We start from the raw sequence: 23,650 nt of genomic DNA on the forward strand, positions 1-23,650 counted from the left end.
AACTAGGAGGAGATACAATGAGTGAAGCAGTTAAAGGTTTTTCAGTAGTCAACCACGTGGGGATTACAGTCAGTAATTTGGATGAATCAGTGAAGTTTTATGAAGCATTAACAGGAACAAAAATCGCAAATCGTGATGAAATTGGTGGAAAACGGATGGCCCAAACACAAGGGTTAGATGATACATTAATCAAGTATGCCAATGTGCATCTAGAAAACATCAATATTGATTTATTAGAATATGTTAAACCAAAATCAGAAAAAGCTTCTTATTCCAACGAACAAATTAGTGCAATGCATATGTGTTTCGAAGTGGAAGATATTGATGCAGCTGTTGCACGTTTAAGAGCGATTGGCGTAGAACCTGATGGAGAGCCGATTACATTCCAAGAAGAAGATGGCTTGAAGAGCGGTTTTGGTACAGGGGTTGCTTACTTTACCGATCCAGATGGTACAAATTTAGAATTGATTGCTCCTAAAGGTCCATTTACACGAAATTAAGTTAAAAGACTTTCAAACAAACATCAAAAAGACCCCCTCATTCTAGTTACTGGTACTAGAATGAGGGGGTCTTTTTATTTTTTGAGACAGAAGCAGCTAAAGAAAAGATATTCCAAATCCGTAATTGATGGTATACTAAAACGTAACAAATAAAGGAGGAAGACAATTGATTCTTAGCGTCTTAACAGTTATTTATTTTATTAATGCAATTATTGCGGGAATTACCATTTTGTTAAAACCTCGAGATGTAGCAGCAATTTGGGCATGGCTACTCGTACTGATTGCTCTACCCGTTTTTGGTTTTTTCTTATATTTATTCTTTGGGCGCGGTTTAACCGACAAAAAGAAATTTTATTTGCAACAAAGTGATTTGCGGGAATTAGAGAATTTTCAGAATTTCCAAGAAGAAAGTTTTGAACTTTATAGTCAAAAGATGCCGACGGAGGAGCAACAACAGTTTACAGACTTTTTTTCCTCGTTAAATAGGATGCCTCTGACTAAGAAAAATGATGTTGAAATTTTTACGGATGGTACGGAAAAATTCAATGCGTTGATGGCGGACATAAAAAAAGCTCAGCACTCCATTCATATTGAATATTATGCCTTTGTAACGGATCATATCGGCACCAAAATTTTGAACTTATTAGAAGAAAAGGCGGCTGAAGGGGTTGAAGTGCGGTTGCTTTACGATGCCTTTGGCTCAAAGGGCACCAAGGTTCATCATTTGAATGAATTGAAAAAAAACGGCGGTTTTGTCCAAACGTTTATTACTTCTCAAAAAGCACTTTTGAAGTTTCGTTTGAATTATCATGATCACCGGAAAATTGTTGTTATTGACGGAAAAGTAGGCTACATTGGCGGCTTTAATGTTGCCGATCAATATGCCGGAACGACTAAAAAGTTTGGCTATTGGCGGGATACACATTTACGGATTCAAGGGCCAGCAGCCTCATTACTGCAAATGCGTTTTTTAATGGATTGGAACGTCTCTTCCCCCGAGAAAAATCGTGTGGCGTATCAATTGGATTATTTCTTTAAACTTGAAGCATTGGTGCCAGAGGCAAATACATCCATTCAGATGATTGCCAGTGGTCCTAACAGTGACCGTGAACAAATTAAATTGGCCTTTATTAAATTGATTACTTCTGCCAAGAAAAGAGTCTGGATTCAAACGCCGTATTTAGTTCCTGATGATAGTGTCTTGGCTGCTTTAAAGGTTGCTGCGGCTTCAGGAGTAGATGTTAAAATTATGATTCCAGATAAGCCCGACCATCCGTTTATTTATCGAGCAACACAGTATTACGGCCGCTTATTGATGAAAGAAAATATTGAAATTTTAATTTATAACGGTGGTTTCTTACATGCGAAAACAATGATTATGGATGATGAAGTCTGCACAGTTGGTTCAGCCAATCAAGATATCCGAAGTTACAAATTAAACTTTGAAGCAAATGCTGTGTTATATGATAAAAAAATCATTGATCAATTAGAAGCAATTTTCTTAGAAGATCGAAAAAAATGTACAACAATGACTCCAGAAGTTGTTCGCGACATGTCAAAATGGTTGATTTTTAAACAACAAATTTCACGATTATTTTCACCAATTCTTTAAAACTGTTTTTCACAAAATGACGAACTTCTGATCCGAAGTTCGTCATTTTTCTTCGGGAATTTTATAAAAGTATAGAAAATCACAAAAAAAGTCAAAAAAATTTAAAAGAATATTTTTTAAATTTTTTCGTTATTTTTTTATCTGTAGTTGCTGTTAAAACAAATAAATATTATTTTGAATTCGTTATTTTATTTTTGTGAAAAAGGGACATCTTTTATAAAAGTAAAAAAAATTAAGCAAAGAGTGTTGACAAAAAAAACGAAAAGGAATATGCTACATGTACAAGTTAAATACAAAGCAATGACAGAAAAGCAGTAGAGAAATAACCACTGTTACAGAAAGCTAGTGGCGCTGGAAACTAGTACACGTTATTTATCGAATTACATTCTTGAGCTTCTGCCTACAGGGCACGGGTAACAGCGTTATTTGTTAAGAGGTATATAGTATTTTAAATAAACTAAACTATGTATAAATTTGGGTGGTACCACGAGAAATTCGTCCCTAAGTCGTTTCGACGACTTAGGGATTTTTTGTATTCTTTTTTTGAATACGTGGCAGACCAAAGAAAATTTCGTGAACCCGTGTATACATAGAAATAAACACGGGATATCGTGTAAAAACAAGTGTGTTAATCGTTTGTTTCGTTAAATGAACGATTTCCTATAAAGAGATAATTATAAATATGGAGGGTGATAACATGAATATCATTGACGAGCTAGCATGGCGTGATGCAATCAATCAACAAACAAACGAAGAAGGACTAAGAGAACTTACAGAAAATACGAGCATTTCGCTATATTGCGGTGTCGATCCAACTGGAGATAGCATGCATATTGGACATTTAATTCCTTTTATGATGATGAAACGATTCCAATTAGCAGGTCATCACCCATACATTTTAATTGGTGGCGGAACTGGAACAATTGGTGACCCAAGTGGACGAACAACCGAACGTGTCTTACAAACGATGGAAGCTGTGCAACATAATGTGGACAGTCTTTCAAACCAAATGAAAAAATTATTTGGTAAAGATGCTGAGGTAACAATGGTGAACAACTACGATTGGTTATCAGAACTATCTTTATTAGATTTTTTAAGAGATTACGGGAAAAACTTTAATGTCAACACGATGTTGGCAAAAGACATTGTCGCTAGTCGTTTAGAAAGTGGCATTTCCTTTACAGAATTCACATACCAAATTCTTCAATCAATTGACTTTTACACATTGCATAAAAAACATAATATTCAATTGCAAATTGGTGGCGCTGATCAATGGGGCAATATCACTGCAGGATTAGATTTGATTCGTAAAAAAGAAGGACCAGAAGCCAAAGTATTCGGGTTAACCATTCCTTTAATGCTAAAAGCAGATGGTACAAAATTTGGGAAAACAGCGGGTGGCGCTATCTGGTTAGATCCTAAGAAAACCTCACCATTTGAATTCTACCAATTCTGGTTAAATCAAGATGATCGTGATGTCATCAAATACTTGAAATTCTTTACTTTCTTAGATAAAGAAGAAATCGATGCGTTAGCTGAAAAAGTTGAAAAAGAACCAGGTAAACGTGAAGCACAAAGACGCTTAGCTGAAGAAGTGACACGATTTGTTCACGATGATGCAGCATTAGAAGAAGCGCAAAAAATTTCAGAAGCTCTTTTCTCAGGCAATATTAAAGACTTAACGATTGAGGAAATCGAGCAAGGGTTAGAACATGTGCCAACTGTTGAAATTACCAAAGATGCTAAAAACATCGTAGATTGGTTAGTTGACACAGAAATCGAACCATCAAAACGTCAAGCTCGCGAAGATGTGAGCGGAGGAGCTATAAGTATTAACGGTGACCGAGTTACCGATTTAGATTTTGCAGTCGATCCAACACAACATTTCGATGGAAAATTCGTTGTTGTACGGAAAGGGAAGAAAAATTACTTTTTAGCAAAAGTAATGGATTAGAAATTGATAATAATTTCACGAAGAGAAGACGTGTGATTATTTGATCAAAGTTAAAATTCTATTTCTCCTTACAGGTAGTGGTGAAACCGTTAATACACCTAATAAGAGTGGGATTGTACACACAATCCCACTCTTATTTTTTTATATAATGGTTCTGACAAGACACCTTGTGAAAAAATTATAAAATTAAAGAGCTATGATAACCATTGTTATTTTTCTTCTTTACACTTTAGCCGTTTGGGTGTAAGTTGTGAATGCAAAATCTAATTCATTAAAATTTGTAAGGAGGAATTTTCGTATGAAAAACGAAAAATTAGCAAAAGGCGAAATGAACCTTAATGCACTATTCATTGGGGACAAAGCCGAAAACGGACAATTATATAAAGACTTGTTGATCGACTTAGTAGATGAACATTTAGGATGGCGTCAAAACTACATGCCACAAGACATGCCAGTTATCTCTTCTCAAGAACGCACATCTGAAAGCTACGAAAAAACTGTCAACCATATGAAAGATGTATTGAATGAAATCTCTTCTCGCATGCGTACACATTCAGTTCCATGGCATACAGCAGGTAGATATTGGGGACATATGAACTCAGAAACATTAATGCCTTCTCTATTAGCTTACAACTTTGCAATGCTATGGAACGGGAACAACGTTGCCTATGAATCTTCTCCAGCAACTTCTCAAATGGAAGAAGAAGTAGGACATGAATTTGCTCACTTAATGAGCTACAAAAATGGTTGGGGACACATCGTTGCTGATGGTTCTTTAGCTAACTTAGAAGGCTTATGGTATGCCCGTAACATTAAATCATTACCATTTGCTATGAAAGAAGTAAAACCAGAATTAGTTGCTGGCAAATCAGATTGGGAACTATTGAACATGCCAACAAAAGAAATTATGGACTTATTAGAATCAGCTGAAGATGAAATTGATGAAATCAAAGCTCATTCAGCTCGTTCAGGTAAACATTTACAAGCAATCGGTAAATGGTTAGTTCCACAAACTAAACACTATTCTTGGTTAAAAGCTGCTGATATTATCGGTATCGGTTTAGATCAAGTTATCCCAGTACCAGTTGACCATAACTACCGTATGGATATCAACGAATTAGAAAAAATCGTTCGTGGCTTAGCAGAAGAACAAATTCCAGTGCTAGGTGTTGTCGGTGTAGTTGGTTCTACTGAAGAAGGTGCCGTTGACTCAATCGATAAAATTATTGCTTTACGCGATGAATTAATGAAAGACGGTATTTACTATTATGTACACGTTGATGCTGCTTATGGTGGTTATGGACGTGCCATCTTCTTAGACGAAGACAACAACTTCATTCCTTACGAAGATTTACAAGATGTTCACGAAGAATACGGTGTCTTCAAAGAGAAAAAAGAACACATTTCAAGAGAAGTGTATGATGCATATAAAGCAATCGAATTAGCAGAATCAGTAACAATTGACCCTCATAAAATGGGTTATATCCCTTATTCAGCTGGTGGTATCGTTATCCAAGATATCCGTATGCGCGACGTTATTTCTTACTTCGCAACTTACGTATTTGAAAAAGGTGCCGATATTCCTGCGTTACTAGGTGCTTATATCCTTGAAGGTTCAAAAGCTGGTGCAACAGCTGCTTCTGTATGGGCTGCACATCACGTTTTACCTTTAAACGTTGCAGGTTATGGTAAATTAATTGGTGCTTCAATTGAAGGATCACATCATTTCTATAACTTCTTGAATGATTTAACATTCAAAGTTGGCGACAAAGAAATCGAAGTCCACACATTAACTCATCCAGACTTCAACATGGTTGACTATGTGTTTAAAGAAAAAGGCAACGATGATTTAGTAGCAATGAACAAATTAAACCATGATGTATATGACTATGCATCATACGTTAAAGGAAATATTTACAACAACGAATTCATTACTTCACATACTGACTTTGCTATTCCAGATTATGGCAACAGCCCATTAAAATTTGTAAACAGCTTAGGATTTAGTGACGAAGAATGGAACCGTGCAGGTAAAGTAACTGTGTTACGTGCTGCTGTAATGACTCCATACATGAACGATAAAGAAGAATTTGATGTTTACGCTCCTAAGATTCAAGCTGCTTTACAAGAAAAATTAGAACAAATTTACGACGTAAAATAATTGAATCTTAAACGGAAAAAAGAAATGGTAACCGAACGAGGGAACGTTCGTCTGGTTGATTTATTCAAGAGATAAATCAACCAGACGGCTAACCTCTTAACCAATTCTTTGTCTGGGTAAGAGGCAGTCGAATGACTGTTTTACTCAGCGTATAACAGTCATTCATGCTCCTTATCCAAAATCTTATAAGGAGTGTACAAAATTGGATAAACAACAAGTTAAAAAAATTGAATTAGGTACTTTTATCGGTTTAACAATGGCATTGTGTGCAACTGTACGTAGTATCCCAACACTTGCTGCTGTTGGTTGGACATTAATTTCTTACACAATTTTCGCGGTCTTATTCTTTGCTGGTCCAATCGCATTGATATCTGGTGAATTATCTACGATGCTTCCTCAAGAAGGTGGCCCTCAACTTTGGGTTAAAACTGCCTTAGGTAGCAAATGGGGTTTTGTTGTCGCTTGGTTACTATGGGTGCAAATGTTCCCAGGAATGGTAATGGTTGCTTCTACATTAGGCCCTTTGCTAGGTAATACATTTGGTAATGTTCATTTAGGTGAAAATCATTGGTTCGTATTAGGTTGTATCTTAGTGATTTACTGGATTATTACAATCTTGAACTTGAAATTTGATATGGCGAAAGTTGGCGGAAATATTGGTGTTTGGCTAGGTGTTTACATCCCAGTATTAGTTATGTTTGTTTTAGGTCTTCTTTCAATGATTAAAGTAGGCTTAACACCTGGCGGCTATTTAGGTGCCTTCTCTTGGTCAAAAGTTTTACCAAACTTAGAAAATATGGACACATTTAAATATCTAGCAGGGATTGCGTTTATCTTTGTTGGGATTGAAATGTCTTCTGTTTATATTCCTCGTTTGAAAGATGCAACAAAAAATTATACAAAAGGCGTTTTCATTTCATTAATTGGTTTAGTTTTATTAAACGTTATTAATGCAATGTTTGTTGCTAATATTGTTCCAAATGGCAAAATGGAATTGTCTAACATTACACAACCAATTTTGCTTTATTGTGACGTTTTAGGTTTACCAACAATTATTGGTAATATCTTTAGTTTCATGGTCTTCTTAGGTGTGTTATTACAATTATCTGCTTGGGTTACTGGACCATCAAAAACAATTATTCAAGTTGCTCGTGATGGCTTATTGCCACCAAAATTTGGTTTCCATCGCGAAAATAAATATGGCGTTTCTCGTAATGTTGTGTTAACACAATCTGTGGTTATCTCATTATTCGCTTTACTTTATGGGGTAATGGATGATGTCAACGCTGTATTCTTAACTTTAACAAATGCAACAACAATTATTTATAGTATTGTGTATGTATTGATTGCGATTTCCCTAATTAAATTACGTAAATCTCAACCAGATACACTACGTCCTTACCGAATTGGTAAAAAAGGTAATGGCTTAGCTTATTTAGTGGCAGCAATGTTAATTTTTAGTGTTATCATTGTTATTTTCGCCACATTAGGTACAACAACCGTGACTGATGCAGTCTTAGTTGCATTAATCACTATTGTTATGTTTGTGATTCCGTTAATCATTAATCGCTTTAAAAAAGCAAGTTGGGCAACGGAAGTAAAAGAAGATTTAGGTGAATAAAAAGGCTAGCAATTATTTTGCTGAGTGCCTCTTCACCTGATGACTATAGTAAATTGTCGTTTGGAAACTGAAGCAAGTTCGATTATTGCTTCAGTTTTCGCTTTCCATAAAAGGAGGTTTTCATATGAAATCAACGAAACCCACTGTTTCGTTCGCTGAAAGTTTAGGCATTTTGATTGCCTTGTTAGCGATTCTCGGGTACTTAATTATTGGTCAAAAATTAACCCCTCACATACCGATTCTTTTTGTATTCATGTTGTTGTTGCTTTATGGCAAATGGAAAGGATTTTCTTGGGATGAGATCCACGAAGGCATTGTGGAAGGGATTAAACCAGGGATCATTCCGATTATTATTTTCTTGTTGATAGGTGTCTTAGTTGCTACTTGGATCTTGTCTGGGACGATTCCAACAATTATGGTTTATGGTTTTAAAATTATCTCAGTGAAGTTCTTCTTACCAACCGTTTTTGTGGTCTGTGCACTAGTTGGTGTGACGGTAGGGAGCTCCTTTACGACTGTTTCAACTATGGGGATTGCCTTTCTAGGTATTGGACATATTCTTGGATTCGACAATGCGATGACAGCTGGTGCAGTTGTTTCAGGTGCCTTTTTAGGGAACAACATTTCACCGTTATCTGATACAACAAACTTAGCTGCTGGAATTGGTGGCGTGAACCTTTTTGAACATATACTAAACATGATGTACACTGTTATTCCGGCGTTTATTATTTCGATTGTCGGCTATATCTTCTTGGGGCATCAATCTGGTTCGGCGGATTTACAATCGGTTGATGCAATGGTCCAAACGTTACATCAAGGATTCTGGATTTCACCGATTACATTGTTGCCAGTAGCGGTTTTATTCTTATTCGCCTGGAAAAAGGTACCGGCTATTCCAACGTTACTAGTCGGCTCTACAGTGGCGGTCATCTTAGCTTTTATAAATGATCATCACCTAAGTTTAGCGAAAGTTTCTACCATCTTAATGAGTGGTTATGTGGCAGATACAGGGGATCAAAGTATTGATACACTTTTATCTCGTGGTGGGATTGAAAGCATGTTAGGTTCTGCTGCGTTGATTATTTTGGCATTAGGTTTGGGCGGCTTGTTGATTAAGTTTAACATCGTGGCTACTTTAATTGATAAAATTAAAGGCTATGTGAATAATCCAGCCAAATTAATCGCTTTAACTGCCTTAAGTTCTGTGGGAATTAACTTACTAGTTGGCGAACAATATTTGTCAATTATTTTACCAGGGGAAACATTTAAATCCTCATTTACTCGTTTAGGTATTGATAAAAAATATTTAACTCGTACTTTGGCAGATGCTGGGGCGGCAGTCAACTCGTTAATTCCTTGGGGAGTTAGTGGTACCTTCATTATGGGAACGTTAAAAGTTGGTGCACTAGAATACTTACCGTATGCCTTTTTCCCATTGCTTTGCCCTATTATCACTGTCATTTTGGGGATATTCTTAAAAAAACAACAAGGGGAAAACAAAAAAGCACCAGGGACTAACGTTGAATTGTGAGTTTTTTCAGATAATTAAACAATTGGTTACGATTGAACCTCAGTGTATCTACTGATTGGTTCAATCGTTTTTTCGTCACAGATTTTTTACAATTCTTCATATAATCTTTGAAGCTCCTTAAAGGCAATTTAATTATTCTAAGTTATGATACAAAGGATCAATCAAATAGGTGGATGAACGTGGTGTTAAACTCATAGAGACTAACAGTAGTTTATTCTTGCTCAATGTTGAGGTGTAGGTTCGAATCCTACCGTCCACTTTCTGTTATTTAAACCAACTAGAACGAAACACAAACAAGTGACGGATACACATGATTAAGGTACAATAAGGGTAGGGAAAACAAGGAGGAATTCTTATGAAAAAGATAGGGCTTATTTCTAGTGCTTTTCTTTTAACCCTTGCTTTAGCAGCATGTGGCGGCGGAAAAAGTACAGAAAATACGGATAGTCGTTCCAGTGCTGCGGAAAGTACCACAGTCGAGAGTACAAAAGCATCTGCTACAAAAGAATCAAGTAGCAAAGCAGCAACAAAATCTAGTGATGCGAAACCGTCAGGAACAACAACAGATGATTCGAAAGCAACAGCTTCTTCTACGAAGGAAGCGGCAAATAATGGCTCAGCAGAGAAGCAATCACCAGCGAAAAATGCGAATCCAGATGACCAAGCCAACCAAGTGCTTAACCAGTTAGCAAACATGTTTCCTGGTCAAGGCTTACCGCAGGCAATTTTAACGAGTCAAACGAATAACTTTTTAACTGCAGCGACAACATCACAAGCGGATCAAAACAATTTCCGTGTTTTATATTATGCAGAAAAAGAAGCGATTCCAGTGAATGATGCACGTGTTAATCAGTTAACGCCAATTAGTTCTTTTGAGAAAAAAACATATGGCTCTGATGCCGAAGCAAAAAATGCAGTGAACCAAATCATTGACAATGGCGGTCAACCAGTAGATTTAGGTTACAATATTACTGGGTATAAACAAGGGGCGGCAGGTTCTAGTTACTTATCTTGGCAAGAAGGCAATTGGAGTTTAGTCGTACGGGCCTCAAATATCAATGGTGAATCGCCTGATGATTTAGCGAAAAATGTTGTCAACATTTTGGAACAAGAAACATTACCAGCACCGAATACCGTTGGTCAAATCACACTGAACGTGGCAGGAACCACTGACTATAATCGAAACTCAGTAGTTTGGCAAGCCGGTACAGTCGTTTACTCTGTCCATCATTTTGACCCAATTCAAGCAGTGAAGATGGCAACATCAATGTAATTAATAAAAAGAAAGCGTGCGACAATGCCCATTGTCGCACGCTTTCTTTTATTATTTTTGTTCTGTATAACCTTGTGACTCCACCAATTCTTGGCTTTTCTTCATGCTGATTCCCTTAGAAGAATCTCCATCAATCTGGATACCATCCACTTTTTTGGCTTTATCATAATCAAGTTTTTCATAATTAATCGTCAATTTTTCGATGGCTTGTTTGTCCTCATAGGTCAGTTTGTAATCAAGCCCTTTGATGTCCTCATATTGTTTAGAAACGGGTTCCAACGCTGTTTTTGCCTCTTCTTTTGTAATCCCCAATTTGTCATAAGAAACAATGTTTTTAGCCGTTTGCGTTAAGACTTTATCTCCTTGGTACGTATAGGTTAAGGTGGAATCAATCCCATCTTGTGGCGAACCTACAAAGGTTTTTGTCTCTATTTTTGAACCGCAACTTGCAAGAAAGAATACCCCAATAAAAATTAAAAATACGCGTAAAAACTTTTTCATTTCTAGATAACCTCCTTTAGCTGTTTATTCTTGACTGTAACATAACACGGCAAATAATTACTGTTAAGTAGAAAGCTTGTGAGAAGTCCAGCAAATAAAAAACTTGCCTCTTCTCATAAAAATGAAGAGGCAAGTTTTTTATTTAGTAATATCACTTAAATCTGGTTGTGAGTGAGCCAACCGACTGGCAGCTGCAGCCGCAATTGCGCCCACGATATCATCCAAGAATGTGTGGACATGTTCGCCATCATGCGCATTTAACTCTTTTAAAATGCCTGGTTTTACCTTGTCGATATACCCATAGTTCGTAAAACCGATAGATCCATAAACATTTACAATGGAGAGCGCCATAATTTCATCAATGCCATAAAGCCCTTCATCTTCCGTTAAAATTTCTTGTAACGGTGAAAGTAGCTTGTTTTTTTCCGCCAGAATATCCAGTTGGACACCTGTAATAATCGCGTTGTGTACTTCACGCTTTGTTAACACGGCATCAACACTTTCTAAACAAGTATCTAATGTTAAATTGTCAATATAATCTTTTTGTAAAAATAACACAAGTTCAGCTAAATCATTCATTGTTACGCCACGTTCTTGCAATAAACGACGTGCGCTATTTTCTAACGTATCTCCTTGGATTACCATTTTTTGTCCTCCTAATTTCTGCTTTAGTTGAAGTTCTTCTTTCATGGTACCAAAAAGAACGATAAAGGGGAATTAGAATCTATTTTGGTAGAGAATAATTTAGTTGAAGTGTTATTTTTAGTTAAAAATTACTAAGCGTTCGGTTGTAACGATGCCATCACTTGTTTTAATTGTGTCACTGATTTTTGGAAGAGTTCTTTTTCAGCGGCATTCAGATTCAATTCAATAATGTCAGTCACACCTTGATTGCCAACGACTGCAGGAATCCCTGTAAATACATCTTGTTGCCCATATTGCCCATCTAAGTAAGCTGAGACAGGTAAAATAGCTTGTTCATTATTTAAAATGGCTTTAACAATGCGTGCAGTACTCATACCAATCCCATAATAGGTCGCTTGTTTGCGATCGATAATTTCATAAGCTGTATTTTTCACTTTATCAGAAATGATTGGTAAATCGTCACTAGTTAAGCGCTCTGTCGTATCCACAATTTCTAAAATAGGTTTGGTACCAATCATGGTATGAGACCAGACAGCCACTTCAGAATCCCCGTGTTCGCCAATAATATAGCCGTGAACATTGCGTGGATCAATCGCTAAACGTTGAGACAGTTCTTTGCGGAAACGAGTTGTGTCCAAAGTTGTACCAGTTCCAATTACTCTTGAAACAGGTAAACCAGAAGCTTGCCAGGCCACATAAGTCAGTACATCGACAGGATTTGAGGCAATCACTAAAATTCCATCAAAACCAGATTTCATGATATTGTTAACAATTGTTTTCATAATTTCTGCATTGATTGAAACCAAATCTAGACGACTTTGCCCAGGTTTTTGATTAGCGCCAGCTGTAATCACGACGATATCGGCATCTTGGCAGTCTTGATAGTCGCCAGCCCAGACGTTTACATTTTCTTGACCCCAAGACACACCATCTAATAAGTCAATTGCTTCGCCTTCAGATTTGGCTTTGTCAATATCAACTAAGATTAATTCATTCGCAATCCCTTGGTTGATCATGGAATAGGCAATACTTGTGCCAACAAAACCAGTACCAATAATTGCGACTTTTTTGTTAAATACTTTCATCGTTCATCTCTTCTTTCTGTAATATTTCTTTCTTAGTGAATTATATCACGAACTTTTTAGGTGTGGTTATACCAATCTGTAATAGTCTTTATTAACAATTTAAATAAGGGAAGCGTGCTTTTTTTGTTATGATAAGAGTAGGAAAATAGAGGAGATAAGGAGGCAAAATGACAACGACAACAGTGTATTATGCAAGCAATAATGAAAAACAGCCGAACCGTTTTCAACTAGTTATCGGTAGCTGTAGCTATGAACTTCCAAAAATAGAAATCTACGAAATCCTGGAATGTGTCGCTTCAGCATATGGCTATCAAAAAGAACCATTCATTGAAGAACAAACAGAATGTTTTGTTAAAGGCAACCGTTGTATACATGTTTCCCAACAAGCGACGACGTTGACTTTTGTTGTGAATGATCTGCGTTTAGTAATGGAAAAACAATGCCGGAATCACGAAGAAGTCTTTCAAGAAGTAAATCATATTTTATTGAATATTTTTGAGGAGACCCCTTGTGTTTTTCTCGAAAAGTAGGAAAGAAGGATTAAGATGAAACAGGTGAAAATAACAACTACCTCAGACTTGATTAATGGCGGCTGCAATGCCTGTCCGAATGTGAAGTGTACGAATTATCTTGTTCATGTAGAAGATGAAACAATTGCGTTAGAAATGCTAACCGTTGCAGATTTAGTAACTTTATTAGCACTCAAAGAAGGGTTTCGTCAAAAATTAGTTATGGAAATGTTCGAAGAATATACGATGTTTGAAAGGGAAACTCATCAAGTTGTATTTAAGGAAGAGGAAACGAGAATTCTTTTTCAATCAAAAAAACAGACCATTCAAAGCACTCTTTTGTCTAAAGAGCCACAACAAGTGTTCCAAGAAACCCAGCAAATTTTACACCAACTATTTGAGTTAGAACCTTTTGAATTTGAATTGGTAGAGGAAACTGATGAATAAAAAACAGGAAAACGATTTAGCGAAAGCTAAGTCGTTTTCCTGTTTTTTAGGTTTGTCGTTCACGAATTTTTTCAACGATTCGGTTATAAACTTCAGAGAAGGAAGTATTGGCATGGTGATCGGTCTGGACAATGAAAATTTTTCGAGAAGCAAAGGACTGATCAATTGGTTGCCAAGGGATCTCATCGGAAATAGATAATCGAGAAACAATTGATTGCCCAATGTTATTTTTTAGCAATTGTAACAGGACTTCGTTGTTGTTTAATTCGATAATTGGTAAGTTGATGCTGTGTTCGTTGAGATAAAGCTCATTGAAAAAACGTAAGCCAGAGTTCTTTTCTCTTAAGAGCCAAAATTTTGAAGCGGCATCTCCTGCTAGAACTAGTTGATCTTCATAAACAATTTCTTTGTGTAGATTTTTGGTTTCAATGGGTTTTTCAATTAGTCCAATGTGGGCATGATTATTTTGAACCATATCCACGACTTCGTTTGAATTCATCAGTTGAATCGAAAAGTTGATGAGTGGAAAAGCGGTAACCAAACTCTCCATAATATCTGGCAGTAAATAAATAGCAACTGTATTTGAAGAGGCTATAATGCAGTCTTCTTTAAAATTCTCTTTTTCTGCAGCTTGCGCAAAAGAAGTAGTTAAGCTTTCAATAATCGAGAGCATTTTTGGATATAAAAAATCAGCTTCTTTGGTAGGAATAACCGATTGTTTTCCATTACGATAGAACAGCTTGATCGAAAAGTGTTGCTCTAATTTCTTGATTTGCAAAGAAACAGTTGGCTGAGAAATATACAATTGTTTGGCCGCCGTACTAAAATTTTTGGTTTCATACACAGCAATAAATGTTTTGATCCATTCGAACATAAAATCGCCTCTTTCTATTTACTATCTTAATAGTTGGTATTGCAAATATTTATTTTACAAATATAAATATTTCATTTAGTATAATAACATACTTTTGATTAATATCAATAATAATAAATAAAGACGGAGTGTGACTACATAATGGTAGAAAGTGCGAAAAAATTCTTGCGGAAAGTCCCGATTCCCATTTGCGGACTAATTTTAGGGATGGTTTCTTTGGGGAATTTACTTTATTCCTTGGGATATGCAACAATTGGGACCATTTATTGTGTACTTGGCAGTCTCTTAATGATTTTAGTTATTTTAAAAATTATTTTTACAATGAAACATGCATTAAGCACCTTAGATGATCCAATTATTGCTTCGGTATCACCAACATTTACAATGGCTTTAATGGTTATCTGTGTTTTCTTAGATCGGATATTTACCAATGCTGCTTGGATTAACGTGTTGTGGATTGGCGCAGTGATTTTACATTTTATTTTAATGATTTATTTTGTAGCGGTGCATATTTTTCCAACAAAAATCGAACTGGAACATATTTATCCAAGCTGGTTTATTACGTTTGTCGGCATTGGCGTTATTCCTAATACTTCTCAATTGTTTATCAATGAGTTGGGAAAAATTGTTTTTTGGGTAGCGTTGTTCTTTTATTTACTCTTGTTACCAATTTTAATCAAGAGAATTACGAAGTCGAAAGAAATGCCTGAATCGACCATTCCTTTATTGACGATTATGACAGCGCCAGGTTCGTTATGTTTAGCTGGCTATATTTCAATGGGTGGTCATTTGTATATGCCATTAGTTGTTTTCTTGCTAATTTTATCTCAATGTATTTATGGGATTGTAGTAGTGAATCTATATAAAATTATGCAAGTGACATTCTATCCAAGTTATGCTGCCTTTACATTCCCATTAGTAATTTCTGCGACAGCATTAGTCAAAGTTAAACCTTTATTTGCAGAAAAGGTAGGCCTAACGAGTCTGTTAAATATTTTGTCTACTTTTGAACTTTTATTAGCTGTGGCTATTGTAAGTTATGTGTTCATTCGATATTGCATTTTTTTATTCCAAAGAGAAAATAACACGAAAAAAGTGGAATTAAATTAAAAAAAAGAGAGGAAGCAAAGAGGTGAAGAAACTATTAATTACTGGAGGAGCTGGCTTTATTGGTTCTAATTTGGCTAATTTTTATAGTCAACAGTATCAAGTTTTTGTGATTGATGATTTGTCCATGGGGCGAGTGTCAAATTTGCAACAAACTGAGCAGTTGGTTTTTATTAAAGGAAGTGTGACGGATCAGCAATTATTGGACGAAGTACTTTCAAAGCATTCGTTTGAGTATATCTTTCATCTCGCGGCCGTGGCAAGCGTGGCAAGTTCTGTGGCACAGCCTCTAGAGACCCACGAGGTCAATTTTTTAAGTGTATTGAAAATACTGGAATCAATAAAAAAATATCAAAAAAAGCTCAAACGTTTTGTTTTTGCTTCGTCGGCAGCCGTTTACGGTGCAGAGCCAACGTTGCCTAAAAGAGAAACTTCGGTGATTTGCCCTTTGAGTCCCTATGCTATTGATAAGTTTGCTGCTGAACGTTATGTTCTCAATGAATACCATTTACACGGGGTACCCACGAGCGCAGTTCGCTTCTTTAACGTCTATGGTCCCAATCAAAATCCTGCTTCACCCTATTCTGGTGTCCTGTCCATTTTGATGGATCGTTATATCCAGTTAGAACAAGGGCAAGCGAGCCAATTTCAAATATTTGGAGATGGTCAGCAAACACGTGACTTTATCTACATTGAGGATGTCCTAACTGCATTAAATTTAGTAGCAACCAAAAGTGAAGCGTTGGGACACGTTTATAATGTGGGTACCGAAGTTGCCATTTCCCTTAATCAATTAATTGAAGAAATGAACCAATTAGTGGGACTTTCTTTGCCAGTTTCTTATCAAAAGGAACGAGATGGCGATATAAAATATTCTCTTTCAGATAGTTCTGCTTTGAAAGGCTTAGGTTTTTCACCCGTTTATTCAATTCAAGAAGGACTTCAAAAATATCTTAAGTTTACCCATAATACCCAAAATAGATAAAAAAAGACGAGACTTATTTGTTAAGTCTCGCCTTTTTTTGTGCAAATGTTTCGCCCCAATGGCAAAGTGAAGAGAGGGCATCGTAAAGAGCATATCCTTCCGGAGTGAGCGTATATTCCACACGCGGGGGTAGTTCGTTAAAGGATTCTCGATGGACTAGGCCATCTTTTTCCATTTCTCTCAAGCGATCTGTCAGGACGCGCTGAGTGATTCCGTCGAGCGCACGCATCAATTCACCGTTGCGCTTGGTTCCTTGGAATAATTCATCCATTAATGATAATTTCCATTTGCCGTTAATGGTGGAAAGGGCTAAGTTGATACTGGTTTGTTTATCAGTTGTCATAGTTTCTCCTTGTGACACGTAATGGTTACTTTTTTCTTCCTAGGTGAATAAAAAGTGCGTACTTTTTTTCTCCATCATAGTGAGTAATAATAACTATGTCAAGTAAGGCAAGAGGAAGGAAGAAGAAATATGATGTATCAAGATGTTGTTCGCAGCCGCCGCTCAGTTCGGGATTTTATGTCAGATGTTGAGATTCCTAAAGAGGAATTAATGGCCATAATTGAGGAAGCGATGTTCGCGCCAAATAGTACCAATTTAAATTCATGGCGTTTTTTAATTGTCACAGAAAAAGAACAAAAAGAAGCCCTTTACGAAGTTTCGATGCAACAACCAGCAGTTAAAGGGGCAGCGGCGGTGATTATTTTATTAGGTGATTTGACTGCTTATACAGTGGCCAATGCAGATGAAATCAGTGCTAAAGCTGTCGCACAAGGAACGATGACGGAAGAAATTCGTCAAGGAATTAATGAAAATGTTTCTTGGTACTATGATGTTAGCGAAGAACAAAAAAGAGAGTGGCTAATGTTAGACCAAGGCTTAGTTGCGATGCAGCTGATGCTTTCTGCAAAAGATCGAGGCTATGATACGGTGGCGATGTCTGGGTTTGAAACAGAAGCGGTTCGCAAGTTATTTAATATTGAGGACCATTTAGTGAACGGACTGATTATTCCGATTGGCAAAGCTCAAACACCCGGCTTTGAAACAGTCCGACGAGATGTTTCAGAAGTAGTAACTTGGTTAGACTAAAAAGCTAAACAGTTCTGCAATTGCTGTTTATTAGATTTTGAGCGTGGAACAAACATCCAAAGTGATTGTTGTCCCACGTTCGTTTTTTTGTTGATCATCCGCTTTTGAGAATGGCCAGAGAAGACGTTTAGTGAACCAATTTTGAAAGAAAGTGATACACTAGAAGAAAAAGAAGTGGGGCGACCTTATGCGTTATGTCATAATGCAGTCACGAGATATTCGTGAAAATTTAGCAACGGAAGATTATCTATTAAACACTCTCTCTTTTGAAGAGCCCTTAGTGTTGTTTTATATTCAGGAACCCTGTGTTATTTTAGGCCGAAATCAAAATGCTTATGAAGAAATTGACTTAGCTTATGCTAGAGAGAAGGGAATCGTTATTACTCGCCGTTTATCGGGCGGTGGTGCTGTTTATGATGATCTCGGGAATGTCAGCTTTAGTTTTGTTGTTCAGGAAGGACATCAAGCTTTTGGGGATTTTAAAGCGTTCACTAAACCAATTATTGAAGCATTACATAAAATGGGCGCAACGGGGGCCGAGATTAGCGGTCGCAATGATTTATTAATTGATGGGAAAAAATTTTCTGGCAATGCCATGTATACAAAAAAGGGGAAGATGTATACTCATGGTACCTTGATGTATGATGTTGGTTTGGCAGAAGTTCAACGTGTCTTAACTGTTTCTAAGAAAAAAATTGAATCAAAAGGGACAAAATCTGTTCGGGGACGCGTAACCAATTTACGGCCGTACTTAGACGAAAAATATCAACAATTAACCATTGAGGAATTTCGCAATCGTTTACTGATGGAGCTCTTTGATGTCGAATCTCTAACTGAAATTGCGGAGAAAGAATATGTCCTAACCAAAGCAGATCAACAGGAAATTAGGAAATTGGTCGCTGAAGTGTATGGCAATGAAGCTTGGATTTTTGGTGAAGCGCCTAAATTTACGATCAAAAAAGAAGAAAAGTTTAAAGGCGGCATTGTGGATGCACGTTTGACTGTTGAAAAAGGTAAAATAATTGAGTTAACGATTTATGGTGATTACTTTGCCAAAAAAGAAACAGCGGAAATCGTTGCGGCTTTATTAGGTGTGGACTATCAGTATTCATCAATTTGGCAAGCATTAGCAGCGTTTAACTTTGAAGACTACTTTGTAAATATCACCAAAGAAGAATTTGTTCATTTATTGGTGGATTAATAAACGTGCTGGGACAAAAGTTAAAGAATCTTTTGTCCCAGCACGTTTATTTAATGATGGTTGGCTCTTGCTAGAAAAATTTTCCATGAACGTCCCAATTGCCAGTATCTTTGGCTTTTTTCAATGTTTGCATTCGACGGAAGCCAACAGGATGATCGGATAAGAAGTTACTCAATTTAAGCCAGATGGTATCATCATGTAAATCAATACTGTGAAAGTATTCTTCTAAATCCACACGACTGCCCATATATTTTCCTGAAAATAAATAAATCATGCTTAAAGCACCTTCTTCTGCGTAGTATAAACCTGCGCGATCAGCGGTATATTCTTGCGTTCTTGTAAAACTTTTATCTAACGCAACTGGTTTCAAAATAATGGATAACATTAGCCGCCATAAATTAGTGTGTCCACATTTATGGTGTCCTAGCTCGTGTGCCAAAATAAAGCGAATCAGCGAAAAATCGCCTGTATTGTACGCGATGTCCAACAAATCACTGTGAATGACAACATAGCGTCTGTGTAAAGAGCATTTTGCCGCAAAAGCGTTTAAGACACCATTCCCGTTGATTAAATAAAGACGTGGCATCCTTAATTTTTTAGTGCCAAAGCCCATTTCTTTTGCCAAATCAATATACAAGGAATAAATTTCTGGTAACTGATTTTCTGTAATTTCCACTCCGTTAGAAGCAGTATCCATGTACATATAACGAATGGTAAAAAAAGCAATGACTGGCGCAATTGGTGCAATTAAGACAATTAATAACCAGTCAGGAATCGGCAAATCACTCAATATCAATAAGGCAACTAACCCCAATGCTAAAAACAATAAAACAAAACCAATGATAATCATTGGTAATTCAAAACGATAACGTAACTTAGCAACAGAAATTTCTTTCTTTTTTTCCTGCGGTTGACACATAAACATTCCTCCCCAAACATTTCCCAAACACTTTTTCAAATAAAATGACTTATCTGTTACTTCTAATATACCATTGGTTAATCGATAATGACAATGGTGGGAACTTGAATAAAGGTAATTATATCAAGTGATTAATGAAAGGGACTCGTTGTACGCAGGGAATTGGTCTATCTTGATTAAATAAAATTTTAATAATCTAACTGTTTTAGACGTAATAAAGTAGTTTCTGGAGTTAATTTTTTAATAACATACAAACGCAAAATCGCATGTTCAATTTTTTGTTCTTCTGGTGATAGCGCCGAATTTATATAGGATAACTTCTCGATTAAATAGGTTAAAAATGAGCCAGCACCTTGGCTGCCCACTAAGAAGCCCATTTCTTCCGTTTCGGTTAATTGTTGTTTTTTTAAGTGGTAAATTTCTTGTGCAAGTGCCTCCGAGATAATGATTTCATCTGTTTGCTTGTTCAAATTTGTTAGTAAGTCGCTTTTTGTTGCTACTGTAACAGTTTCCATTGCACTCATCCTTTGCTTTTATATGATACATCTAGTATAACATGGTCTCACTTTTTTTATTTTTCCTCTTGCTCTGGTACGCGTTTCATAAGGTAAGCTATGTGTATCAAAATATTGGAGGGCATGAAAATGAATGTTATAGTGGAGATAAGCGATAGACTTGGTATGGATTACTATTTTGTCTCGGTGACTACGACGGCCAAAAGTCTGCAGTTAAATAGTCCCAAAAAATACTATAAGATTTGGCATCAAGAAATTCCGTACCATCAGATAACGGAGTGGCACTTGACACAGCAGGAGGATATTCAGGAAATTTCTTTTGCTTGGCAGGAGACCTTTTATCGTTTTGTTGATTACGGAACAGGGATTGTGCCTTATTTAACTCAATTTTGTAAAGTAATGAGGTGAAAGTATGACAACAATTCGAGAAATTGCGCGCCTTTCAGGATCTTCAGTTACGACTGTTTCGCGTGTGATTAATCATCATCCTTATGTTTCTGAAGAAAAACGACTGAAAATCCAAGCAATTATCGATGAGTTGGGCTATAAGCCCAATATATTAGCGAGAAATCTTAGCTTTGGGAAAAGTAATACATTAGGTGTCATGGTTCCTTATACGAATCAACCTTATTTTGATGCTATTTTAAGTGGGATTATCCACCAAGCATTTCAACAAGGGATGATGGTCAGTTTATTACCAACGGATTATGATAAAGAAGTTGAAAAAAGTTACTTGGAAAAAATGGCCACGGGTGCGTTTGATGGCATGATTGTTTTGTCAAAGGCAAATCCTTTAAGTGTGTTTGCTCCGTATAAAGAGCAAGTTGTTTTTTGTGAAAAAATAGAAGACCCTAGTTATGCTAGTATCTATATCGATCGTTTAACCGTTTATCGGCGGGTCTTCCAAGCATTGAAACAACAAGGATGTAGTGAAGTGGCAATTACGATTAACCGTGCACCAGAAAAAAGTACAAGCGCACGCTATTTAGTTGACGCATATCAGGAAATTTATGGAGTGATTCCTGAAAATCGGTTATTTAAGGACTGTTTAACCTATGAAGATGGGTGTGAAGTAGGACGACACTGTGGGCAAGATCCAACGCTCCAAGCGGTTGTGACCAACGGTGATGAAATTGCTGCAGGGATTCAAGCCGTTATTGAAAGACCACTCTTTTTAGTGGGACAGGAGCAAACTTTATTAAGTGAAATTTTAAATTTTTCAACAATCTGTCATCCATTAATGGAGTTAGGGGAAAAAGCCACACATTTATTTCAAGAAAAACGGCCGAAAACGATTCAATTGACTTCTACATTTATTAATCGACAACCAGATTTTTCTTTTTCTTAGAAAAAAGCTGGTTGTTTTTTCTTTGGTAGAATAAGGTTTTTCACTAAAAAATAAAAAAACTTACAAAAAGTAAGACAAAAAGCTTTACTTACTTTTAGTAAGGTAGTATAGTAAGTATGTAAACAAAATTAAATGAATTTACTGAGGAAATTCGAAAGGATGAACATATTATGTCAAAATTTACTGAAATGATGAAAAACCGTCGTTCAATCTATGCTTTAGGAGAAAACTTACCAATTTCAAAAGAAGAAGTAACTGCTTTAGTAAAAGAAGTTGTTAGAGAAAGTCCAACAGCTTTTAACTCTCAAACACAACGTGTTGTGTTCTTATTCGGCGATGCTCACAAAAAATTATGGGCAATGACTGAAGATGCCTTAAAACCATTAACTCCAGCAGAAGCATTTCCAAACACACAAGCTAAATTACAAGGTTTTGCAGCTGGTGCGGGCACAATTTTATTCTTTGAAGATACAGATATCGTGAAAAACTTACAAGATAGCTTTCCATTATATGCGGATAACTTCCCTGTTTGGTCTGAACAAGCAACTGGTTTAACACAAGCGAACGTTTGGACTGCCTTAGCGCAAGAAAATATCGGCGCAAACTTACAACACTACAACCCAGTCATTGACGAAGCGGTTGCTGCAGAATGGTCAATTCCTGCAAACTGGAATTTACGTGCACAAATGGTCATTGGTTCCATTGAAGCGCCAGCTGGCGAAAAAGAATACATGGAAGATAGTGCTCGTTTTAAAGAATTCAACTAAATCATTGCTTTAGTAAAATGAAGAGGAGAGGAGTGAAAGCAAATGGTTCAAGCATTACCAAGTAATATTGGGATTCAACAAGTCACTTTGAAAGTGGCTGATTTAGATAAAATGGTAAACTTTTATACGAAAACAATTGGCTTAAAACTTTTAAAACAAGGAGAGGGACGTGCTTGGCTAGCGCCACAAGGCACCAACGATGCAATTCTTGTCTTAAAAGAACTAACAGCTGGGGAAGAAAATCAGGGTACCACTGGCTTGTACCATATTGCTTTCCTGCTACCAACCCGCAAAGATTTAGGCAATATGTTGCTGTGGCTTTTGCAGGAAAATGTGCAAATTGGCGCAGCAGATCATGGCTATAGTGAAGCCCTTTACTTAAGTGATCCAGAAAATAATGGCATCGAAATTTATTGGGATAAACCAGAAGAAGTCTGGGATATTCGTCCAAATGGTGAAATTATCGGTGTGACAGAAGAATTAGACGGTGATAGTTTAGCTGCAGAAGCTGACGGTCACTGGCTAGGAATTTCCGAAGGTTCTAAAATTGGGCACATTCATTTGAAAGTGGCCGATTTAGATGCCACTGAAACGTTCTATAAAAACTTAGGGTTTGGCTTAAAGTCTAACTTTGGTCAACAAGCGAAGTTTTTTGCAGCGGGTCAGTACCATCATCATATTGGGACAAATACATGGAGCGGCAAACAGCTGCCAACGATTCAAGAAAATCAATTTGGCTTAGAAAATTACACCTTCCGTTTACCAACTGCGGCAGATTTAGAGATCGTCCAAGCCAATGCGGAAGAAGCAAAGTTACATTTTATTGCCAAAGATCATTTACTTGCGTTAGAAGATCCTAGCGGCATGATTATTCAATTTACCTATTAAAACCACTCTCAAACTAGCCCTTCGTTAGAAAATGAAGGACTAGTTTTTTTGTCTTGTTTGCATTATTTTGCATTTGTTTGCAAAAAAATGCAAAAGATGCTATCTTTACTTAGAAGA

General features: G+C 36.7%; 24 protein-coding genes and 1 other annotated feature. Of the genes, 17 read left to right on the forward strand and 7 right to left on the reverse strand.

From position 1 onward, the window contains the following. Positions 1-17 precede the first annotated feature (17 nt). From IGL13_RS02050 to IGL13_RS02080, 7 genes are all read left to right on the forward strand, one after another. Complete coding sequence (locus IGL13_RS02050; RefSeq protein WP_002355441.1) at positions 18-500, forward strand: VOC family protein; 483 nt, start codon at positions 18-20, stop codon at positions 498-500. 166 nt (positions 501-666) lie between these two features. Then, a complete protein-coding gene (gene cls / locus IGL13_RS02055; protein ID WP_002361214.1) occupies positions 667-2,112 on the forward strand; it encodes a cardiolipin synthase in 1,446 nt (481 codons plus the stop codon). A gap of 291 nt (positions 2,113-2,403) precedes the next feature. Then, positions 2,404-2,618, forward strand: a binding site (T-box leader). A 191-nt stretch (positions 2,619-2,809) separates the two neighbouring features. Next, positions 2,810-4,066 carry a tyrosine--tRNA ligase gene (gene tyrS / locus IGL13_RS02060; protein ID WP_002355444.1) on the forward strand — a complete coding sequence of 419 codons (1,257 nt, stop codon included), beginning with the start codon at positions 2,810-2,812 and terminating at the stop codon, positions 4,064-4,066. 298 nt (positions 4,067-4,364) lie between these two features. Next, positions 4,365-6,227 carry a tyrosine decarboxylase gene (gene tdc / locus IGL13_RS02065; protein WP_002355450.1) on the forward strand — a complete coding sequence of 621 codons (1,863 nt, stop codon included), beginning with the start codon at positions 4,365-4,367 and terminating at the stop codon, positions 6,225-6,227. Positions 6,228-6,429: 202 nt separating this feature from the next. Next, positions 6,430-7,848 carry a tyrosine-tyramine antiporter gene (tyrP, locus tag IGL13_RS02070; RefSeq protein ID WP_002355453.1) on the forward strand — a complete coding sequence of 473 codons (1,419 nt, stop codon included), beginning with the start codon at positions 6,430-6,432 and terminating at the stop codon, positions 7,846-7,848. A 124-nt stretch (positions 7,849-7,972) separates the two neighbouring features. Further along, entirely contained in the window at positions 7,973-9,379 is a 1,407-nt protein-coding gene (gene nhaC / locus IGL13_RS02075) for a Na+/H+ antiporter NhaC (protein ID WP_002363118.1), read from the forward strand. 355 nt (positions 9,380-9,734) lie between these two features. Further along, positions 9,735-10,652, forward strand: a complete 918-nt coding sequence (locus IGL13_RS02080) for a hypothetical protein (protein ID WP_002377991.1) — start codon at positions 9,735-9,737, stop codon at positions 10,650-10,652. Between the two features lie 51 nt (positions 10,653-10,703). Here the strand turns inward: IGL13_RS02080 and IGL13_RS02085 are convergent, their stop codons facing one another. The 3 genes from IGL13_RS02085 to IGL13_RS02095 form a co-directional block, all read right to left on the reverse strand. Continuing rightward, positions 10,704-11,153: a YehR family lipoprotein gene (locus tag IGL13_RS02085; RefSeq protein ID WP_002355456.1), complete on the reverse strand. Its 450-nt coding sequence runs from the start codon at positions 11,151-11,153 to the stop codon at positions 10,704-10,706. Between the two features lie 138 nt (positions 11,154-11,291). After that, the gene (locus tag IGL13_RS02090; protein WP_002377993.1) at positions 11,292-11,798 is read right to left on the reverse strand and encodes a phosphatidylglycerophosphatase A family protein; all 507 of its coding nucleotides are present in this window, start codon (positions 11,796-11,798) and stop codon (positions 11,292-11,294) included. 131 nt (positions 11,799-11,929) lie between these two features. After that, complete coding sequence (locus tag IGL13_RS02095) at positions 11,930-12,883, reverse strand: L-lactate dehydrogenase (RefSeq protein ID WP_002358635.1); 954 nt, start codon at positions 12,881-12,883, stop codon at positions 11,930-11,932. 167 nt (positions 12,884-13,050) lie between these two features. Here IGL13_RS02095 and IGL13_RS02100 point away from each other — a divergent pair, with 167 nt between their 5' ends. Then, positions 13,051-13,413 carry a DUF4809 family protein gene (locus tag IGL13_RS02100; protein ID WP_002363122.1) on the forward strand — a complete coding sequence of 121 codons (363 nt, stop codon included), beginning with the start codon at positions 13,051-13,053 and terminating at the stop codon, positions 13,411-13,413. Positions 13,414-13,428: 15 nt separating this feature from the next. After that, entirely contained in the window at positions 13,429-13,839 is a 411-nt protein-coding gene (locus tag IGL13_RS02105) for a DUF4809 family protein (RefSeq protein WP_002355460.1), read from the forward strand. A 46-nt stretch (positions 13,840-13,885) separates the two neighbouring features. On the opposite strand, the gene IGL13_RS02110 is transcribed toward IGL13_RS02105, so the two are convergent. After that, the gene (locus IGL13_RS02110) at positions 13,886-14,713 is read right to left on the reverse strand and encodes a LysR family transcriptional regulator (protein WP_002371452.1); all 828 of its coding nucleotides are present in this window, start codon (positions 14,711-14,713) and stop codon (positions 13,886-13,888) included. Positions 14,714-14,854: 141 nt separating this feature from the next. Here IGL13_RS02110 and IGL13_RS02115 point away from each other — a divergent pair, with 141 nt between their 5' ends. Beyond that, entirely contained in the window at positions 14,855-15,823 is a 969-nt protein-coding gene (locus IGL13_RS02115) for a TDT family transporter (RefSeq protein WP_002355462.1), read from the forward strand. Between the two features lie 22 nt (positions 15,824-15,845). Further along, the gene (locus IGL13_RS02120; RefSeq protein ID WP_002358640.1) at positions 15,846-16,805 is read left to right on the forward strand and encodes a GDP-mannose 4,6-dehydratase; all 960 of its coding nucleotides are present in this window, start codon (positions 15,846-15,848) and stop codon (positions 16,803-16,805) included. A 13-nt stretch (positions 16,806-16,818) separates the two neighbouring features. Here the strand turns inward: IGL13_RS02120 and IGL13_RS02125 are convergent, their stop codons facing one another. Beyond that, a complete protein-coding gene (locus IGL13_RS02125; protein WP_002355464.1) occupies positions 16,819-17,166 on the reverse strand; it encodes a winged helix-turn-helix transcriptional regulator in 348 nt (115 codons plus the stop codon). 111 nt (positions 17,167-17,277) lie between these two features. Between IGL13_RS02125 and IGL13_RS02130 the strand changes: the two genes are divergently transcribed. Next, positions 17,278-17,895 carry a nitroreductase family protein gene (locus IGL13_RS02130; RefSeq protein WP_002377994.1) on the forward strand — a complete coding sequence of 206 codons (618 nt, stop codon included), beginning with the start codon at positions 17,278-17,280 and terminating at the stop codon, positions 17,893-17,895. A 187-nt stretch (positions 17,896-18,082) separates the two neighbouring features. After that, entirely contained in the window at positions 18,083-19,096 is a 1,014-nt protein-coding gene (locus IGL13_RS02135) for a lipoate--protein ligase (RefSeq protein WP_002363126.1), read from the forward strand. Between the two features lie 70 nt (positions 19,097-19,166). Here IGL13_RS02135 and IGL13_RS02140 read toward each other — a convergent pair whose 3' ends face one another. Both IGL13_RS02140 and IGL13_RS02145 read right to left on the reverse strand, forming a co-directional pair. Next, positions 19,167-20,021, reverse strand: coding sequence for a M48 family metallopeptidase (locus tag IGL13_RS02140; protein WP_002384882.1), 855 nt, complete (start codon positions 20,019-20,021; stop codon positions 19,167-19,169). Positions 20,022-20,203: 182 nt separating this feature from the next. After that, positions 20,204-20,539, reverse strand: coding sequence for a hypothetical protein (locus tag IGL13_RS02145; protein ID WP_002394658.1), 336 nt, complete (start codon positions 20,537-20,539; stop codon positions 20,204-20,206). Positions 20,540-20,653: 114 nt separating this feature from the next. Between IGL13_RS02145 and IGL13_RS02150 the strand changes: the two genes are divergently transcribed. The 4 genes from IGL13_RS02150 to IGL13_RS02165 all read left to right on the forward strand — a co-directional run bounded on the left by IGL13_RS02150 (position 20,654) and on the right by IGL13_RS02165 (position 23,533). Beyond that, complete coding sequence (locus tag IGL13_RS02150) at positions 20,654-20,938, forward strand: hypothetical protein (RefSeq protein WP_002366136.1); 285 nt, start codon at positions 20,654-20,656, stop codon at positions 20,936-20,938. A gap of 4 nt (positions 20,939-20,942) precedes the next feature. Next, entirely contained in the window at positions 20,943-21,878 is a 936-nt protein-coding gene (locus IGL13_RS02155; protein WP_002355472.1) for a LacI family DNA-binding transcriptional regulator, read from the forward strand. Between the two features lie 170 nt (positions 21,879-22,048). Then, positions 22,049-22,645, forward strand: coding sequence for a nitroreductase family protein (locus tag IGL13_RS02160; RefSeq protein WP_002355475.1), 597 nt, complete (start codon positions 22,049-22,051; stop codon positions 22,643-22,645). A gap of 42 nt (positions 22,646-22,687) precedes the next feature. Next, entirely contained in the window at positions 22,688-23,533 is an 846-nt protein-coding gene (locus IGL13_RS02165) for a VOC family protein (RefSeq protein ID WP_002358647.1), read from the forward strand. Positions 23,534-23,650: the final 117 nt, after the last annotated feature.

It is taken from the genome of Enterococcus sp. DIV1937 (genome assembly GCF_050535975.1).
GTDB classification, from domain to species: Bacteria; Bacillota; Bacilli; order Lactobacillales; family Enterococcaceae; genus Enterococcus; species Enterococcus faecalis.

Coding starts and splice junctions, on each gene's coding strand:
- IGL13_RS02050 (WP_002355441.1), top strand. CDS start 18: ATGAGTGAAGCAGTTAAAGGTTTTTCAGTAGTCAACCACGTGGGGATT.
- tyrS (WP_002355444.1), top strand. CDS start 2,810: ATGAATATCATTGACGAGCTAGCATGGCGTGATGCAATCAATCAACAA.
- tdc (WP_002355450.1), top strand. CDS start 4,365: ATGAAAAACGAAAAATTAGCAAAAGGCGAAATGAACCTTAATGCACTA.
- nhaC (WP_002363118.1), top strand. CDS start 7,973: ATGAAATCAACGAAACCCACTGTTTCGTTCGCTGAAAGTTTAGGCATT.
- IGL13_RS02080 (WP_002377991.1), top strand. CDS start 9,735: ATGAAAAAGATAGGGCTTATTTCTAGTGCTTTTCTTTTAACCCTTGCT.
- IGL13_RS02085 (WP_002355456.1), bottom strand. CDS start 11,153: ATGAAAAAGTTTTTACGCGTATTTTTAATTTTTATTGGGGTATTCTTT.
- IGL13_RS02090 (WP_002377993.1), bottom strand. CDS start 11,798: ATGGTAATCCAAGGAGATACGTTAGAAAATAGCGCACGTCGTTTATTG.
- IGL13_RS02095 (WP_002358635.1), bottom strand. CDS start 12,883: ATGAAAGTATTTAACAAAAAAGTCGCAATTATTGGTACTGGTTTTGTT.
- IGL13_RS02100 (WP_002363122.1), top strand. CDS start 13,051: ATGACAACGACAACAGTGTATTATGCAAGCAATAATGAAAAACAGCCG.
- IGL13_RS02105 (WP_002355460.1), top strand. CDS start 13,429: ATGAAACAGGTGAAAATAACAACTACCTCAGACTTGATTAATGGCGGC.
- IGL13_RS02110 (WP_002371452.1), bottom strand. CDS start 14,713: ATGTTCGAATGGATCAAAACATTTATTGCTGTGTATGAAACCAAAAAT.
- IGL13_RS02115 (WP_002355462.1), top strand. CDS start 14,855: ATGGTAGAAAGTGCGAAAAAATTCTTGCGGAAAGTCCCGATTCCCATT.
- IGL13_RS02130 (WP_002377994.1), top strand. CDS start 17,278: ATGATGTATCAAGATGTTGTTCGCAGCCGCCGCTCAGTTCGGGATTTT.
- IGL13_RS02135 (WP_002363126.1), top strand. CDS start 18,083: ATGCGTTATGTCATAATGCAGTCACGAGATATTCGTGAAAATTTAGCA.
- IGL13_RS02140 (WP_002384882.1), bottom strand. CDS start 20,021: ATGTTTATGTGTCAACCGCAGGAAAAAAAGAAAGAAATTTCTGTTGCT.
- IGL13_RS02145 (WP_002394658.1), bottom strand. CDS start 20,539: ATGAGTGCAATGGAAACTGTTACAGTAGCAACAAAAAGCGACTTACTA.
- IGL13_RS02150 (WP_002366136.1), top strand. CDS start 20,654: ATGAAAATGAATGTTATAGTGGAGATAAGCGATAGACTTGGTATGGAT.
- IGL13_RS02155 (WP_002355472.1), top strand. CDS start 20,943: ATGACAACAATTCGAGAAATTGCGCGCCTTTCAGGATCTTCAGTTACG.
- IGL13_RS02160 (WP_002355475.1), top strand. CDS start 22,049: ATGTCAAAATTTACTGAAATGATGAAAAACCGTCGTTCAATCTATGCT.
- IGL13_RS02165 (WP_002358647.1), top strand. CDS start 22,688: ATGGTTCAAGCATTACCAAGTAATATTGGGATTCAACAAGTCACTTTG.